Consider the following 17003-nt stretch of genomic DNA (forward strand, 5'->3'; position numbering starts at 1 on the left):
GGCTAGTGCTACATATGTGAATAAAAACAAGAAAATGAAAAAAATACTTCTGGTAGAAGACGACCCAAATTTAGGTTTATTGTTACAAGACTATTTGCAGCTTAAAGGCAAGTTTGATGTAGTATTATGCACCGATGGTGAGGATGGATTGAGAACGTTTAATAAACAGAACTTCGATTTATGTATTTTGGATGTGATGATGCCTAAAAAAGATGGCTTTACCTTGGGTAAAGACATTAGGAAGGTAAATACACAGGTACCCATTATTTTTGCAACGGCTAAAACCATGCTGGAAGATAAATCTGCTGCTTATGATTTAGGTGGTGATGATTATATTACCAAACCTTTCCGCATAGAAGAGCTTTTACTACGTATTAATGCGATGTTTAAGCGCGTGGCCAATAAAACAGATAACAACGATGAGGCTGCCGAAACGCAGTTTTCTATCGGTCAATATCATTTCGATTATACTACCCAGATTATTACAGATAACAATCATCAGCAAAAACTTTCTACCAAAGAAGCCGAACTGTTGCGTTTATTGTGCTTGAAAAAGAATACTGTTTTAACCCGCGAAGAGGCATTGTTGAGTATCTGGCATGATGATAATTACTTTAACGGACGGAGTATGGATGTGTTTTTGAGTAAGTTGCGTAAGTATCTTAGGGCAGATCCGACAGTAGAAATTATTAACGTGCACGGAAAGGGCTATAAGTTATTGGTGAGTTAATAGATCGGTTCGTCATCCTGAACTTGTTTCAGTGTCCGATGTAACGCATTAAAGGAAAGGAGGTTGTATCATAAATATAGAATTGTCTTCCTGAGCCTGTCGAAGGACCTGTTTAAATTTCTAGAAAGACGTTTCGACAAGCTCAACGTGACAAATTCGACTGAATTACAACTTATGATACAGCCACGACGTATGGTAGTAAAAAAATGTGGTTATATATATAAATTCTCCTGAATAGCAGGAATAATATTTCTTTCCCGGGCAAGTTTAAATAAAGTATCAACCGCTTTACGGCCTTCCTCACCAAGGTTTATGCTGTATTTATTCACATATAATTCGATGTGTTTGTACATCACGCTTTCTTCCATGGCCTGGGCATGCTGGCGGATAAAATCGATCCCCGATTTTGGATGCGCAAAGGCAAACTCTACCGACTGTCGGATTAAACGGTTCACTTTTAACTGTACCTCGCGATCTAAATTACGGTTGATTACGATGCCACCCAGTGGAATGGCACAACCCGTTAGTTTTTCCCAGTAATCGCCTAAATCAACAATCTTGGTTAAACCTTTATCCTGATAGGTAAACCTGTTTTCGTGAATAATCAGTCCTAAATCAATCTGCTCGCCAAGTAAAGCAGATTCGATTTCCGAAAAAACAAGCTCCTGTTTGTTTTGTAAATGAGGATAAGCAATTCCCAGCAAAAAATTAGCAGTAGTGTATTTTCCTGGTATTCCAACCCTTAGTTTAGAACCTGGCGTTTGGAGTGCAGCATCATTTTCTCCATCGAAATGATTCTTACTGATTAATAATGGTCCAACACCAAAACCAAGGGCACTCCCAGCATCGAGTAACGCATACTGGTTGGCAACATAGGCAAAAGCATGAAAACTTAACTTAGTAATGTCTAATTCGCCTCTAAGTGCCTTTTGGTTTAACGTTTCTACATCATCATAAGAAACCTCAAACTCTAATCCTTCCGTATCAATTTTATGGTGAATTAGTGCATCGAAAATAAATGTATCGTTAGGGCAGGGAGAAAATCCAAGTGTAAGTTTCATCTATTTATTTTTTTTGTTTTCAGTTGTTAGATGGAACCCAACACAATTAAAATAATTATTTTAATTGTGTTGGGTTCATAAATCAAAATTAAGTACTGCGAAAAACTAATCAGTCATAATCAGTTCATTTCTCCAACAAAAGCAATAGCCCAATCGTTTAAATTTTTAATGGCCAAGCCAATTTTCCAATTGTCTTTATTTCTTGGTTCTACATAATTAGATATACTTCTTATCTGTAAACAATCTATATTTAACTGTTTACCGGCATAAAAAACAGCGGCACCTTCCATACTTTCGGTAGTTGGATTTAACCTCTTAATTAGATTTTTAATGCTTTTTTCGCTGCCTGTTACACGGTTCACGGTTATGCCTTTTGCTATGGGTAGATTAACGCTTTTGTTTGTTTTCGAGGTGTAATGGTTCTCTCCAAAACCTAAATCGCTTATGGTTAAAAATTCGTCTCCATTTTCGGCGCCCAGTTCGGCAAAAGTATCTTCGGTAATATTTAATACGGTACCTAAAGCTGTATTCCTATCGAAGCTTCCGGCAATGCCGAAATTTACCACAAGACTATATTTAGATGAAAGATACTTGCCCAGGGCAAAGGCTGTTGCCACCATTCCAACGCCAGTGATCAGCAAATCGAAATTTTTACTTTCTACAAAATCTCCCTCGGGCAAGTTAAAATGTTGATAAAAGAAAGTGAGCTCGGCTTTTGTAGCGGCAACAATTAAAGTTTTCATCACGTAAAGTTAGCAGATTGTTTTCATTTAAGTTTTATATAAGCTTTAGTCTTTAGTCTTTAAGCTTGAACCTTTATCCGTATATTTGCATTTTATTTTATAGTAATGATTTACATAACGAGAAAAGCATCCTTTAATGCGGCGCACAAATTAGCCCGTACCGATTGGGATGATGATAAAAACAATGAAGTTTATGGTAAATGCGCCAACCCCAATTGGCATGGCCATAACTATTGGTTATATGTTACAGTTAAAGGCGAAGTGAATCCGGAAACAGGTTTTCTTGTTGATTTGAAGTGGCTGAAAGACGTAATGAATGACTATGTGGTAGATAAGGTTGACCATAAAAACTTGAATCTTGATGTAGATTTTATGAAAGGTAAACTGGCTTCGACCGAAAATCTGGCCATAGAAATCTGGAAACAATTATGGGCGCCGATTGCAGAGAGCGGCGCAGTTTTACATTGCGTAAAAATCTACGAAACCGAAAATAATTTTGTTGAATACTTTGGTTAAAAACCCGAATTAATGAGCGATAAAGACGTATTGAAAGGCGAATCGAGAGACGGCTACGTAAAAATAGACCGTTACAACGAAGATAAAATTGAAGCTGTAGCTACACATTATAAAGATATTCTCGGCCAGTTAGGCGAAAATCCGGAACGCGAAGGTTTGCTAAAAACACCTGAGCGCGTGGCTAAGGCGCTGCAATATTTAACACATGGGTACGATTTAAAGCCTGATGAGATTCTGAAGGGCGCAATGTTTGAAGAAGATTATAGCCAAATGGTTGTGGTAAAGGATATTGAAGTATATTCGATGTGCGAACACCATATGCTGCCATTTTTCGGTAAAGCACATATAGCTTATATTCCTAACGGGCACATTGTTGGTTTAAGTAAAATCCCACGCGTAGTTGATGCTTTTGCCCGTCGTTTACAGGTACAGGAACGTTTAACGAATGAAATTAGAGATTGTATTCAAAATACCCTTAGCCCAATGGGCGTTGCAGTGGTGATAGAGTGCAGGCACTTATGCATGTCTATGCGTGGCGTGCAAAAGCAAAATTCGGTAACCACAACATCAGCCTTTACAGGAACTTTTTTAAGTAATGATAAAACAAGAGCCGAGTTTTTAAGGTTAATTACCGCAAGTTTAGACTAGCCCCCTGCCCCCTTAAGGGGGTGTGGATTTAACAATAAATAAATTTAACTAAATATTTAATTTCCCCTTTAGGGGATTAAGGGGTATGAAAGCATATATTTTTCCCGGACAGGGAGCACAGTTTGTAGGTATGGGTAAAGATCTTTATGAGAACCCAAAAGCTGCAGCATTATTTGAACAGGCCAATGAAATTATCGGTTTCCGGATTAGCGATATTATGTTTAGCGGAACAGATGAAGAGCTTAAGGAAACCAATGTAACCCAACCGGCAATCTTTTTGCATTCGGTTATTTTGGCCAAAGTGTTGGGCGATGATTTTAAACCAGACATGGTTGCAGGCCATTCGTTAGGCGAATTTTCGGCATTAGTGGCCGCAAATGCATTAAGCTTTGAAGATGGATTAAAACTGGTTATTGCCCGTGCAAATGCGATGCAAAAAGCTTGTGAAGCACAACCATCAACCATGGCAGCTATTTTAGGTTTAGCCGATGATGTAGTTGAAAAAATCTGTGCTGAAATTGATGCTGTTGTAGTGCCAGCAAATTATAACTGCCCAGGACAATTGGTAATTTCGGGCAGCATAGAAGGAATTGATCTGGCTTGTGCTAAACTAACAGAAGCCGGTGCTAAAAGAGCTTTAAAATTAAATGTAGGCGGTGCATTCCACTCTCCTTTAATGGAGCCTGCAAAAATTGAATTACAGGAAGCTATAGAGGCCACTGATATTTCTGCACCAATTTGTCCGGTTTACCAAAATGTTGATGCAAAGCCATATACCGATCCGGCCGAAATTAAAGGCAATTTAATTAAACAATTAACGGGTGCTGTACGTTGGACACAAACAGTAGGGAATATGTTAGCTGATGGCGCAACTGAATTTGTAGAAGTTGGCCCAGGTAATGTGTTACAAGGATTGGTTAAAAAGGTAAGCCGCGAAGTGCAAACAAGTAGTGCTGCCATAGCTTAATTTATTCAAAATAGAATATTAGTGCCAACGCCATAAACTCAGCTGTTTATGGCGTTGTTTTTTATCAATATTTAATATCTTTATCCGTAGATGAAAATGAGCTTTGGTGTAAAAATAAGATTTCTATTGCTTGTTTTGGGCTGTTGTCTCATTGCAACTTCTATTTCGTTAAGTCGGTTTACAACCAAAAGCGAGCTCCTGGAGCACGACGCACAAGAGATTCAACAGAACCTTTTGATTAAAGAAAAAGCGGTAAAAAGCTTTTTGGCCGATAAAAATCAGGTTATTAAGGCCAAACAGTTTCATCTCAACCCGCAAAATGCGATAAATTTTATTAATACATATCGCAAAAACAATGGTATAAACCTGCTCACCTATCAAAATAACCAACTTAAGTTTTGGAGCACCTATAAAGTTGCAGAAATAGATCCAACTACAATAAAAGAGGGTAGTTCGGTTTTATTTTTTTATAACGGCTGGTACGAGGTGATTAAAAGTACCCAGGGTAATTTTAGCTTTATTTTCTTGATCGGCATTCAATCTCAATATCCTTTTAAAGAAACAAAGTATTTTAAAAATGATATCGATCCAATTTTATCAAATACCAAAATACTAACTTTTGCATCTTTTACCGATAAGGATGTGTATGTAATAAAAAGTTTGGATAATAAGTTTTTATTCGGACTTAAAGTTAAACCGGGATATGCAGAAACCCATTATTCAGGCACGCAATTATGGTTATTTGTTGCCGGTATGTTGTGCATCTGCATGTTTTTTAATTCTTTAAGTTCGTTCATTGCCAGACGTGGACACATTGCATGGGGTACTTTTTTGTTATTGTTTTTCTTCTTGGCCTTTAGGTTAACAGATTTATATTACGGTTGGTTTAACCACAGGTTTACCTTAGATCTATTTGATCCAAAAATATATGCCGATAATTTCCTGATGCCTTCGTTGGGCGACTTTTTGTTAAATGTAATTGCACTAACCTGGCTACTCTTGTTTATGTATAACCATAAGGAACAATATAAGTTTCCGGGATGGGTTAAGCGGAGCAAAATAATTGGAGTTGTTATTCAGGTTGGATTAATGGTGTTGATTGGTCGGATAGTTTGGGATACCGATGACATTTTCTTCGGATTGATTTTTAATTCAAAAATTAATTTCGATATCGTTAATATTCTTAAACTCAGTGGAACCAGCTGGGTGGGTATTGTAATTTTGTGTCTGGCCTGGTTTCAGATTTACCTGATAACGGCTGTTTCGGCAACAGTAAGCAGCCAATTAAATGTAAGCAATAAAGAGCGGGTGATTATTTTTTTAATTGGCTTTGCAGGTGTTTTTATCTACAAGCTCGTAGTAGATTTTAATGCATTTTTTATTGTTTTTGCCCTTGTATTATTTATCGTGGCACGGGCCGTTTATTTAAAAGAAAAGAACTTCTCAATCGGCATGTTTGCGATTGTGTTTTTCTGTCTGGCTTTTAATACTTCTATTAAATACACCAAGTATAAAGATATTAAGGAAAGAAGTTTACGCGAACCTTTGGCCAGAAAAGTGCAATCGTCAGAAGATCCGAATGCCATTATTGCTTTAGGTACTTTGGGCAATGAAATTGTTAAAGATAATTTTCTGACAAGCTATTTTAGTCAGAACCGAAAAGGTAGTTACCCGGTGCTTAAAAATCATATTAAGGATTATTTGGATGGCTATTTAAACCGCTACGATTATCAGATCTATCCATATAACAGATTGGGTGCTGCGATAGAAAATTCTGACACACCACCGATTGATAAATATAAAAACCTGGTTGAGGCCGGCTCCGTTAAAATTGATGGGTCTAACTTTTTTTATCAGGTTAACAATACATTTGGTTACCAGGATTACTTTGGTATAATTTCGGTTGTAGATAACGGCAGTTTATTAGGTACACTCGTTATCGAACTCCGCTCGAAGCCGTATAATTACAACAATCGGCTACCCGATCTCTTAGGGGATCAAAAATTGATCAAAGACGAAGATTTTAAGGGTTACTCTATTGCCTTATATAACAATAATAAATTGCTTAATCAATCTGGAAATTATACATATCCTCTAGATGGTAGCATATTTAAAGGTAAAAAAGATGATTTTATAACCAGTAATGACGATGAACTTCGTTACAGCCATTTAATTTATAAACCCACTGATAGCAAAATGGTTGTTATCAGCAAAGAGAAGGTAGATTATGTAGAACGTTTGGCAGCGCTATCGTTTTTCTTTCTGATATTTATCATCTTCTCCTTGTTACTTTATGGTTTAATATGGTTAATCAAAAACCTTGATGATGATAAGGTGGGCTGGTTTAGTATCAACAGGTCTTTAATGATCAATGCCAATAAAATCTTATATAAAACCAGGATCCAGGTATCTATTGTGCTGGCCGTTGTTGCAACGCTTGTTATTGTAGGTTGGGGAACTTATTATTACATGAACAATGAGTACCGTGGGCAACAGGATACGATATTAAAAGATAAGATAAGGAAGGTGCAGCAGAATTTTGAGAAGCAGATTTTTAGCAATGGCATAATTGCAAACGACGAGAATGCAGCGGCAGATTTTAACAATTTTGCTGATATCAATAATGCGGATCTCAACCTATACGATCTGAATGGTAACCTGATCATGACCACCTATCCAAAACTCTATAATTATAAAATTATCGGTAAAAAGATGGGCCCATCTGCCTTTGCTTCTTTAGGAGGCTTGCATCGATCAGAATTTATCAATACTGAAGAAAAGATAGGCAACTTAACCTACGCTGCGGCATATGCTCCCATCAGGAATGCACAAAATAAAACAATTGCCTATATCGGCCTGCCAAATTACTCTACCGAAGAAGAATATACAGATAAACTGGCGCTTTTTGTAAGTAACCTGATTAATCTTTATGCCCTGGTATTTGTGGCTATTGGAGTATTGGCTGTGTTTTTGGCCAATCAGATTACCAGTCCATTAACTTTTATTCAGGACAGTATTAGTAAAACGAAAATCGGGCAAAAGAATGAGCCCATCGTGTGGCGCAGGCATGATGAGATCGGCTCTTTAATTAAGGAGTATAACCACATGATTGCAGCCTTAGAAGATAGTGCGATTAAGCTCGCCAGATCGGAACGGGAGAGTGCCTGGCGCGAAATGGCGAAACAGGTCGCCCACGAAATCAAGAATCCGTTAACGCCTTTAAAATTAGGTGTTCAGTTGTTAGAGAAATCGTGGAAAGAAAAAGATCCAAACTTCGAACTGAAGTTTAATAAATTTAGCAAATCGTTTATAGAACAGATTGATAGTCTTTCGAAAATTGCTTCTGAGTTTTCTAATTTTGCCAAAATGCCTGATACCAATCTGGAACGCCTTTCCCTACTTCCGATTATTGACCAGGCGAGAGAAGTATTTAAAAGTACAGAAAATGTAACCATTGATGTGCTCAACAAAAGCGATAAGGACATTGAAATCATGGCCGATCACGATCAGCTTTTAAGAACGTTTAACAACCTGCTTAAAAACGCAATAGAAGCTATTGATGAGGAAACTTTATGCTGCATCACCATCATTATATATGTAGATGCAAAAAATGCATATATCGAAATAAAAGATAATGGAAAAGGCATCCCACCGACGTTGCACGATAAAATATTTGTACCGAACTTCACTACAAAAACATCAGGTACAGGTTTAGGTTTAGCTTTTGTTAAGCAGGCTGTAGAAAATGCGGGCGGTTCAGTTAAGTTTACCTCAATAAGCGGTTTAGGAACCACGTTCTATCTGAACTTTCCTTTAGCTTAAATTAAAAACAGGTAGATTGATTAATAAGAAGGTGGGTTTTATCTCAGCTCCACTTGAGCCTTGCCCATGGTATTGCCATCAGCATATAAAATTACGGTATATATGCCCTTTATAAACGGTTTAGGGTTCGCCCAGTCGATAACATAGGTGCTGTCATCGTTATTGTAGTTAATAAAAATAGAATGACTGAACTGCATATCCTGCCCATCAGCCTCAAAATGATTTCCCTCGTCTGCAAGCAGATTCCCAGCAGGATCGAATACCCGAAGATAAATGTTATGATGTCCTTTTTCTGCTAATTGGTTAGGCACAACATTAAAGCGCACGCTTAACTTCTCGGCAGTAGATGATTTGGTTACTTCGACTTTTTTGCCACTTGATTTTGTTCTGAAGGCAATAATTTCGGCAGATTGAAGCTTTAATGCCGCGGCAGTTTTAACTTTCGCATTTAGATTAGCATTTTCGTTCTCTAAGTTCGATGCCTTACTGCTGATGTTTCTTAGGGTATTCTGTAAACTGTCGCGACTGTTTTTTAGGAAAATATTATCTTTCTGCAGCTGAATAATCTGATCGTTGTAGTTTTTAACAAAGGTTTTCAGTTCATTAATCTGCGTATTGGCTTTGTCGAGTTCGCCTTGGGTAATCTGGTTTTTTTCTAAAGCTGCTTTAAGCTCTTCGATTTTTACCCGGGCAAGCTTCTGTTCTTCAACAAGTTTCTCGTTTAAATCCAGGTTTAATGCATTAACCTTATCCAGCTCAACCTCAATCTTTTCTACCTCGAGCCGCAGTTTATCCTTCTCTGTACTAACTGTAACAAATCTTTCACTTTGCTGTCGGTCTTTAAAAAACAAGTAAGCATTTGTGCCAATTAAAGCAGCAATAACGATGACCAGGAAGTAAATTTTGTTTCTATCACCCTTATTAATCTTTTGTGGTTCCATTTTTAATAACGCTGTATCTTCTGTAAATTAATATACTTTTGTTCTCCATAGGTAAATGGGGGTACACAATTAATTTTAGCAGGGCGCAAATTAATTTTTTTAAAAACTTATAAGAGTTTTTAAAAAAAATCGTTTACTTGCTAATGTTCATTTGTATTCAAATCAACACAAACACACAGCCTGAATAAAAAAATAAGACAGAAATAATGCTTAAAAACTTCCTATACGCACTTTTATCTTTAACCGTAGTACCTTATATATTAAATGCACAACCTTTATCAAAAATTGCACCAAAAAGGGAGTTTAGGGGTGTTTGGGTGGCTACTGTTACCAATATAGACTGGCCCTCGAAGCCAGGTTTAAATATTGATCAACAAAAGCAGGAGCTTATTGGTATTTTAGAAAGACATAAAAGCCAGGGGATGAATGCAATTATTTTGCAGGTTAGACCAGCAGCCGATGCGTTTTACGCAAAATCTAGAGAACCCTGGAGCCAGTGGTTAATGGGTAAACAAGGTTTAGCACCTGCACCCGGTTACGACCCTTTGGCCTTTGCCATTAAAGAAGCTCATTTCAGGGGAATGGAACTTCATGCCTGGTTTAATCCTTACAGGGCTAGTATGAGCAGCACAGCTGTTTTAAGCGAAAACCATGCTTATCGTAAACACCCCGATTGGTTTTTTACCTATGGTGGCAAAAAACAGTTTGATCCGGGTATTCCAGATGTAAGGGAATATATTGTTCAGGTAATTTTAGATGTGGTAAAAGGATACGATATTGATGGAATTCACTTCGACGATTATTTTTATCCTTATAAAGTAGAAGGGCAAACGATTAACGATGGTAATACTTTTTACAAATACCCCAATAATTTTTCAGATATAAAAGACTGGAGGCGCAACAACGTTGATCTGCTCATCAAGCAGCTGGACGATAGTATCCACCACTATAAAAAATGGGTAAAATTTGGCATTAGTCCCTTTGGGATCTGGAAAAATAAAAATGAGGATCCTGAAGGTTCCGCTACCAGTGGCCTATCCAATTATGCAGAACTTTTTGCCGATAGCCGCAAGTGGGTTAGAGAAGGTTGGGTAGATTACATTAATCCTCAAATTTATTTTACGTTTACCAGAAGAGTAGCTCCCTATGGTATTTTGGTCGACTGGTGGAGTAATAATACTTTTGGCAGACATGTTTATATCGGACAGGGTGCTTATCTGGTAAATTCGAGGGCAGAAGCAGCATGGAAAAATCTAAGTGAAATACCCAATCAGATTAGATACATAAGAGATAACAACCGAATTCAGGGGAGCGTTTTTTTCAGTTCTAAATCATTAAGTACAGTTGCTAAAGCTGTAGGCGACTCCTTAAAGAACGATTTTTATAAATACCCTGCTTTGCCACCTCAAATGCCATGGCTGGATGAAGTGCCGCCAAACGAACCTCAAGCATTAACGGCTGATGCACTAAAAGATGGTGTGCATTTAAAATGGCAACTTCCGTTAAAAGCAAAAGATGGAGAAACGGCCTCGGGATTTGTAGTTTACCGGTTTAATGAAGGAGAAAAAATTTCGGTACTCGATCCTAAGAACATCGTTAAAATAAGCTTTGAAGATTATCTTTCATATATCGATACCAGTGTAGAAAGTGGGAAGCGGTACAGCTACCTTGTAACTGCACTTGATCGACTAAAAAATGAAAGTGATCCCAGTGGGCCTGTTGGTATCGAAGTGCCTTTAGCGAAGGAATAATAAGTGCTATTTATCTTTTTTATTGGTCGATTCTCTTTCTACAACAGCTGGATCGAGCACGATATGCTCCATGTTCACGTATGGGTTCTCCTGATTGATCATTTTCAGAAACATTTTAGCACATTCTTTTCCCATTTGTGACGCATGCTGATCAATTGTAGACAGGTTAGGTGTAATGTAAGCGGAGAATGCTTCATTGGCGAAACCAATCACACCAACTTCAGGGGGTGTTTCGTCAATCTCTTTAAGCTTTTTAATTACACCTAAGGCGGTAAAATCATCGCCCGCAATAATAGCATCGGGTTTGTTTTTGCTGCGCATTAACTTACCTGCACCAAACCGACCGTCTTTAATAGATAAGCCGCCAAAAATAATATGTTCTTCCATTACCGGAAGGTTATGGTCTGCTAAGGCTGATTTGTATCCTTCTAAGCGATCGTTAAATATTTTAATCTGATGAACAGTGGTTACAAATGCAATTTTTTTATAACCCTGATCGATTAAATGTTTTGTAGCGATATAACCTGCCTTGAAATCATCAAGTGTAATGGTAGGGACTTTTAGTTCCAGATCTACACGGTCGAATAAGATAAGTGGTTTATTTTGCTTAATAATTTCGGCAAAATGCGAAACATCTTTTGTTTCTAAAGACATTGAGGCCATAATGCCATCTACCTGCGCCTCTAGTAAAGTTCTTACGCCGTTTATTTCGTTCTCTACAGATTCGTTGGATTGGTAGATAATAACGCGGTAGCCGCTGTCTTTCAGCCCGTCTTCTATGCAATGGATAATAGATGCGAAGAAATGTGCCTGTACACTTGGTACAATTACACCAATAATATGGGTTTTGCCGGATTTTAATGCAGAGGCGAGTTTATTCGGGCTATAGTTTAATTTTTTAGCCATTTCAACAACTGCCTTTCTGGTGGCATCACTTATTGCCGGAAAGCCACTAAGCGCCCTGGAAACTGTTGATACGGTAATATCAAGCTCCTTGGCTATATCGTATATGGTGGTTTTCTTTTTCAATTGCAGAGGGGGACATTCAATTATAGCGTAAATTTACTAAACCTTAATAATAATGTTCTTTTTATACATAAAATATAATAACACATAAAAACCGAGCACATAGGTTATGGCCCAAACTAAGGAAGCATTTATGGGGCTAAAAAACGGACTGTAACAAGTTTCATAAAAGTGTACCAATAATCCTGTTTTTGTGCCATCGGGTTTGGTAATCTGGATCAGGTTTAATACCCGCGGCATTAAGCCTGCTAAGAAAAAGACTGTTATGGCATTTACACCATAAACAACAAAAGGAAGGGTGAATTTTTTGTAGCCCTGAACATCGATGATCCAGTAACAAAGCGCCAATCCTATTGATGCCAATCCACCTGCGTAAAGCACATAAGAGCTTGTCCAAAGCGCTTTGTTGATCGGGAATTGTAAATCCCAAAGTAAACCTAAAATAACAGCGGTTATACCGGCAGTAAATAACCAGGCCACCTTAGTTGGATTGTCTACGTTTTTTCTGCGCATCCAAACGCCAACCAGAATACCAAATAAGCAGGTTCCTACTGCTGGTAATGTGCTCAAAACCCCTTCCGGATCCCAGGTTTTGGATGAGGCCCAGGTATGTGCTTCGGTTAAAATCCCGCGGTCGACCCAGGCGGCTAAATTGGTTTCTTTTTCCAGGTTGGGGTAACCTACTCCCGGTACAGGAATAAATGTCATTAAGGCCCAATAAAGGGCAAGGATTACAATAAAGATTTTGAATATGGTTTTATTCGATACTTTGATGAAAATGATACTACTAATGATAAAAACAATGCCTATTCTTTGCAAAACGCCTAAAAGACGAACCGTTTGAAAGGCCTCCCAGATCGATCTGCCGTCTATTATGGCACTGATAATTTTCCCAAAAATGGCCAAAAAGAAACCGAGTAAATAAAGTATAATACCACGTTTAATGGCTTTTATGATGGTTTTTTGATGTGTAGTAGGATCTGTTTTGCTACTGCTCATGGCAAATGCAATGGATACACCAACAATCCATAAGAAGAATGGGAAAATTAAATCGGTGGGTGTACATCCATTCCATTCCGCATGCTCTAATGGCGCGTAAATATGCCCCCAGCTGCCCGGATTGTTCACTAAGATCATTGCAGCTACGGTTAATCCCCTGAAAAAATCGAGAGATAACAATCGTGGTTTAGGTTCGGTCATCATTAGCTTGTTTGGGTTCAGCAAACTAATTTAGAGTATTGTTTTTAGAATGAGAAATTACTTTCGAAGTTTAGGTGGCCAGCAGTGACAGGCTAACTTCGTAAGTCTATGGAAATGTATAGCAAAACTTCCGAAGTTCTGCAGCGCTTTTGGCCAAGTAAACTTCGGAAGCAGGTAAAAAAATCCTGCCTTGAGTTAACAAGGCAGGATCAATATTTATTTTAACATAGTTAATCCACAAATTTCCAGCGTACAAAAGCTTCCATTGCTTCATATTCTGCAAGTCCAAGTTCGTCGTAGGCTTTTGCCGTATCACGGTTACGGTCTTCGGCACGCTGCCAAAACTCTCTTGAATCGTCGCCAGGGAAAACTGCCCTGTCTTTTTGGCTCTGGTGTTTGAAAATGGCATATTTTTTACGTTCAAGCTCCTGCGGAGAAATAGGAACAGCCATTTCGATTTCATACGTTTCAAATTCGTGCCAAGCACCGCGGTACATCCACAACCAGCAATCTTGTGCCCAGGCTTCGGTTTTGCGTAAACGTTTTAATGCTTCTAAAATAATATTAAAACAAACAATATGCGTTCCATGCGGATCTTCAAAATCGCCTGCTGCATATACCTGCTGAGGCTTAACTTCTTGCAATAGCGCTATTGTAAGTTCGATATCGGCATCCGTTACAGGGTTTTTCTGAACCTTACCGCTTTCGTAGAAAGGAAGCGCCTGAAAATGGATATGGTCATCTTCAAGGCCGCAATATCTTGCGCCGGCAATAGCTTCTCCTTTTCTGATCAATCCTTTAACTGTTTGGATCTCTGGCGTATCTATCTGGTTTGGTTGTTTCTGCTCAATAAAGCTTCTCATTTTGTTGTACAGATCCTTCAAATGTGTATTGTCCATACCCATTTTCTCTGTAAAATCTACATTGAACTCAACGAAACGAAGTGCATCATCATCCCAAACGGCGGTATTACCTGAGGTTTGGTAAGCTACGTGTACATCATGCCCTTGGTCAACCAGCCGTAGAAAAGTACCACCCATCGAGATCACATCATCATCAGGGTGCGGTGAGAAAATAATGATTCTCTTTTTAGCGGGCTCTGCTCTTTCCGGACGCTGAGAATCATCAGCATTCGGTTTACCGCCTGGCCAACCTGTAATGGTGTGCTGTAATTTATTAAAGATATGGATGTTTATATTGTATACTGGTCCTTTTTCAGTAGCCAGTTGTGCCATACCATTATTGTTGTAATCGTCTTCTGTTAACTTTAAGATCGGTTTTTTCAAGGTGTTGGCCAGCCAGATCACCGCTTTGCGAATCAGAGCATCAGTCCAAACACAGTCTTTAACCAACCATGGCGTGTCAAAACGGGTCAGTTCTGAAGCTGCAGGAGCATCAAGAATGAATTCTACATGATCAGAAAGCTGTAGGTAGGTTGCCGGAACATCGCCCGAAATTTCGCCTTCAACAGCTTTTTTGATAATCGAAGCCTTTTTACGGCTCCAGGCCATTAATATAATTTCCCTTGCTTTGAAAATTGTACCAATACCCATGGTAATGGCCTTAGTTGGTACGAAGGTTTTTCCACCGAAATCGCGTGCGGCATCACGGCGGGTAAGGTCATCTAAAGTTACTAAACGGGTACCGGAATTTGGTGCAGATCCTGGCTCATTAAATCCGATGTGGCCTGTACGGCCGATACCTAAAATCTGGATATCAAGTCCGCCAAGATCACCTATTTTCTTTTCATATTCTAAGCAGAATGCAGGAATGTCTTCCAGTGCAAGCGTACCATCAGGGATGTGAACATTCTTCTTATCGATGTCGATATGATTGAAAAGGTTTTCATTCATAAACGTAACATAACTTTGTGCCGCAGTTGGCGCCATTGGATAATATTCATCCAGGTTGAAAGTAATTACGTTTTTAAAACTCAAGCCCTCTTCTTTGTGCAGTCTAACCAATTCGGCATAAACTGCAATTGGGGTAACACCTGTTGCTAAGCCCAGTACTGCAGGTGTGTTGCTTGCTTGTTTAGATTTAATGAGCTCGGCAATGCGATGTGCAACATTAATTGAAGCAATTTTTGGATTTTCGAACACGCTTACCGGTAATTTCTCGAAACGTGTCTCCTCCAGTAGATTTAATCTAGCCATTTTTTTTATATGGATTTTAATGTACGGAGCAGTAAATATAGAGAGTTATGCCCAATTTCTAACAAAGGTTATTTACATTTATTGCAAGTATTTATATAAAATTCGATTAAAGGGGCAGACAAACGTTTGATCTTTTTAAGATAAAAAACCAATATGAACACACAAATTGAAAAGTTGTATTCGAAAGCAAGGAAATCGGAACGTTTAATTATAGGGTTGATGAGTGGTACATCAATGGATGGACTGGATATTGCACTTTGTTTGGTAAAGGGGAGCGGTGCTGAGACGGATATCCGGATTTTAAAATTCAAAACTGGCGATTATACCGATGATTTTAGGGCTAAAATAAAAGCAGTTTTTTCAAAAAAAGAGGTCGACTTACAGTTGGTGTGTCTGATGAACGAGCATATTGCAAATACTCATGCAGGGCTAATAAACGAAGCACTAAAAGAGTGGGGCTATCAAAATGAGGCTATCGATTTTATTGCAAGCCACGGCCAAACTATTTTTCATGCGCCAAAATCTCTGCATCAACTGGCCGATTATCCCAATGGCACATTACAGATAGGTGATGGGGATCATATTGCACTAAAGACTGGGATTATCACACTTTCTGACTTTAGACAAAAACACTTGGCCGCTGGTGGCGAAGGCGCACCCTTAGCGGTTTATGGTGATTATTTAATATTTTCGAAAGCTGGCGAAGATCGGGTAATGTTAAATATAGGTGGCATAGCAAATTTCACCTATTTGCCAGGGAGTACCGATGCCAGTGAAATTTTTTCGACAGATGTTGGCCCTGGAAATACTTTAATGGACCAGTATATGCAGAAACATTTTAGTCAATTTTATGATAAAAATGCAGCTGTTGCCTCGGCAGGCGAATCTAATCCCGGTCTATTGTCTGCGTTGTTAAACTGCAGCTTTTTTGACCTGGATTTTCCTAAAACCACAGGGCCGGAATTGTTTAATCTGGCGTATTTAATCAGCGCACAAGAACAGTCTTCAACAACCGGTCTAAGTGCAGCCGATGTAATGGCCACCTTATGTCAATTTTCTGCAGAAACTATTACTAATGCGATTGTGCGTTGCTTTGGCAAAGATGCTAGAGCACAGATTTTTATGAGTGGTGGCGGGATGCATAACCCCTTACTTGTACAGCTTCTAAAAAGCAAGCTACCTCTTTGCAAATTCCTAACCACTGAAGATTTAAATATTGATCCCGATGCAAAAGAAGCTGTTTTGTTTGCTGTTTTGGCTAACGAAACACTCTGTGGCAAACCGATAGACTTTGGCGATAGGCAAGGCGTACCTTCGGTTTGCATGGGTAAAATCAGTTTACCAGCGTAATAAAACGCAATTGTTTTGTGGATTGTAAACCAGTTTGTACCTGTTAAAAATTTGGTTTGTGCGGTATTTTGTTAAATTTGTTTTAACACTAA

Annotated in this window: 13 protein-coding genes; 7 read left to right on the plus strand and 6 right to left on the minus strand. The window is 38.6% G+C overall.

The window, feature by feature from the left end:
* Window positions 1–34 precede the first annotated feature (34 nt).
* Window positions 35–730, plus strand: coding sequence for a response regulator transcription factor (locus ACN9MR_RS23895; protein WP_426326987.1), 696 nt, complete (start codon window positions 35–37; stop codon window positions 728–730).
* A gap of 212 nt (window positions 731–942) precedes the next feature.
* Here the strand turns inward: ACN9MR_RS23895 and ACN9MR_RS23900 are convergent, their stop codons facing one another.
* Window positions 943–1791: a menaquinone biosynthesis family protein gene (locus ACN9MR_RS23900; protein ID WP_426326988.1), complete on the minus strand. Its 849-nt coding sequence runs from the start codon at window positions 1789–1791 to the stop codon at window positions 943–945.
* A 119-nt stretch (window positions 1792–1910) separates the two neighbouring features.
* Window positions 1911–2534, minus strand: coding sequence for a futalosine hydrolase (gene mqnB, locus ACN9MR_RS23905; protein WP_426326989.1), 624 nt, complete (start codon window positions 2532–2534; stop codon window positions 1911–1913).
* A 105-nt stretch (window positions 2535–2639) separates the two neighbouring features.
* Here mqnB and ACN9MR_RS23910 point away from each other — a divergent pair, with 105 nt between their 5' ends.
* From ACN9MR_RS23910 to ACN9MR_RS23925, 4 genes are all read left to right on the plus strand, one after another.
* Window positions 2640–3050 (plus strand): 6-pyruvoyl trahydropterin synthase family protein, encoded by a 411-nt coding sequence (locus tag ACN9MR_RS23910; protein WP_029274209.1) that lies wholly within the window; start codon window positions 2640–2642, stop codon window positions 3048–3050.
* Between the two features lie 12 nt (window positions 3051–3062).
* The gene (gene folE / locus ACN9MR_RS23915) at window positions 3063–3698 is read left to right on the plus strand and encodes a GTP cyclohydrolase I FolE (protein ID WP_426326990.1); all 636 of its coding nucleotides are present in this window, start codon (window positions 3063–3065) and stop codon (window positions 3696–3698) included.
* Between the two features lie 85 nt (window positions 3699–3783).
* Window positions 3784–4665, plus strand: a complete 882-nt coding sequence (gene fabD, locus ACN9MR_RS23920) for an ACP S-malonyltransferase (protein WP_426326991.1) — start codon at window positions 3784–3786, stop codon at window positions 4663–4665.
* A 90-nt stretch (window positions 4666–4755) separates the two neighbouring features.
* Window positions 4756–8487, plus strand: coding sequence for an ATP-binding protein (locus ACN9MR_RS23925; RefSeq protein ID WP_426326992.1), 3732 nt, complete (start codon window positions 4756–4758; stop codon window positions 8485–8487).
* 38 nt (window positions 8488–8525) lie between these two features.
* On the opposite strand, the gene ACN9MR_RS23930 is transcribed toward ACN9MR_RS23925, so the two are convergent.
* On the minus strand, window positions 8526–9428 hold the full coding sequence (locus ACN9MR_RS23930; RefSeq protein WP_426326993.1) for a hypothetical protein: 903 nt from the start codon (window positions 9426–9428) through the stop codon (window positions 8526–8528).
* Window positions 9429–9634: 206 nt separating this feature from the next.
* Between ACN9MR_RS23930 and ACN9MR_RS23935 the strand changes: the two genes are divergently transcribed.
* Window positions 9635–11179 carry a glycoside hydrolase family 10 protein gene (locus ACN9MR_RS23935; protein ID WP_426326994.1) on the plus strand — a complete coding sequence of 515 codons (1545 nt, stop codon included), beginning with the start codon at window positions 9635–9637 and terminating at the stop codon, window positions 11177–11179.
* Between the two features lie 6 nt (window positions 11180–11185).
* Here ACN9MR_RS23935 and ACN9MR_RS23940 read toward each other — a convergent pair whose 3' ends face one another.
* From ACN9MR_RS23940 to nagB, 3 genes are all read right to left on the minus strand, one after another.
* On the minus strand, window positions 11186–12208 hold the full coding sequence (locus ACN9MR_RS23940; protein ID WP_426326995.1) for a LacI family DNA-binding transcriptional regulator: 1023 nt from the start codon (window positions 12206–12208) through the stop codon (window positions 11186–11188).
* Between the two features lie 36 nt (window positions 12209–12244).
* A complete protein-coding gene (locus ACN9MR_RS23945) occupies window positions 12245–13408 on the minus strand; it encodes an acyltransferase family protein (RefSeq protein WP_426326996.1) in 1164 nt (387 codons plus the stop codon).
* A 227-nt stretch (window positions 13409–13635) separates the two neighbouring features.
* The gene (gene nagB, locus ACN9MR_RS23950; protein WP_426326997.1) at window positions 13636–15561 is read right to left on the minus strand and encodes a glucosamine-6-phosphate deaminase; all 1926 of its coding nucleotides are present in this window, start codon (window positions 15559–15561) and stop codon (window positions 13636–13638) included.
* Between the two features lie 153 nt (window positions 15562–15714).
* Between nagB and ACN9MR_RS23955 the strand changes: the two genes are divergently transcribed.
* Entirely contained in the window at window positions 15715–16911 is a 1197-nt protein-coding gene (locus ACN9MR_RS23955) for an anhydro-N-acetylmuramic acid kinase (RefSeq protein WP_426326998.1), read from the plus strand.
* Window positions 16912–17003 lie beyond the last annotated feature (92 nt).

Source organism: Pedobacter sp. R-06 (genome assembly GCF_049913135.1).
In the GTDB taxonomy this organism is placed as follows: Bacteria; Bacteroidota; Bacteroidia; order Sphingobacteriales; family Sphingobacteriaceae; genus Pedobacter.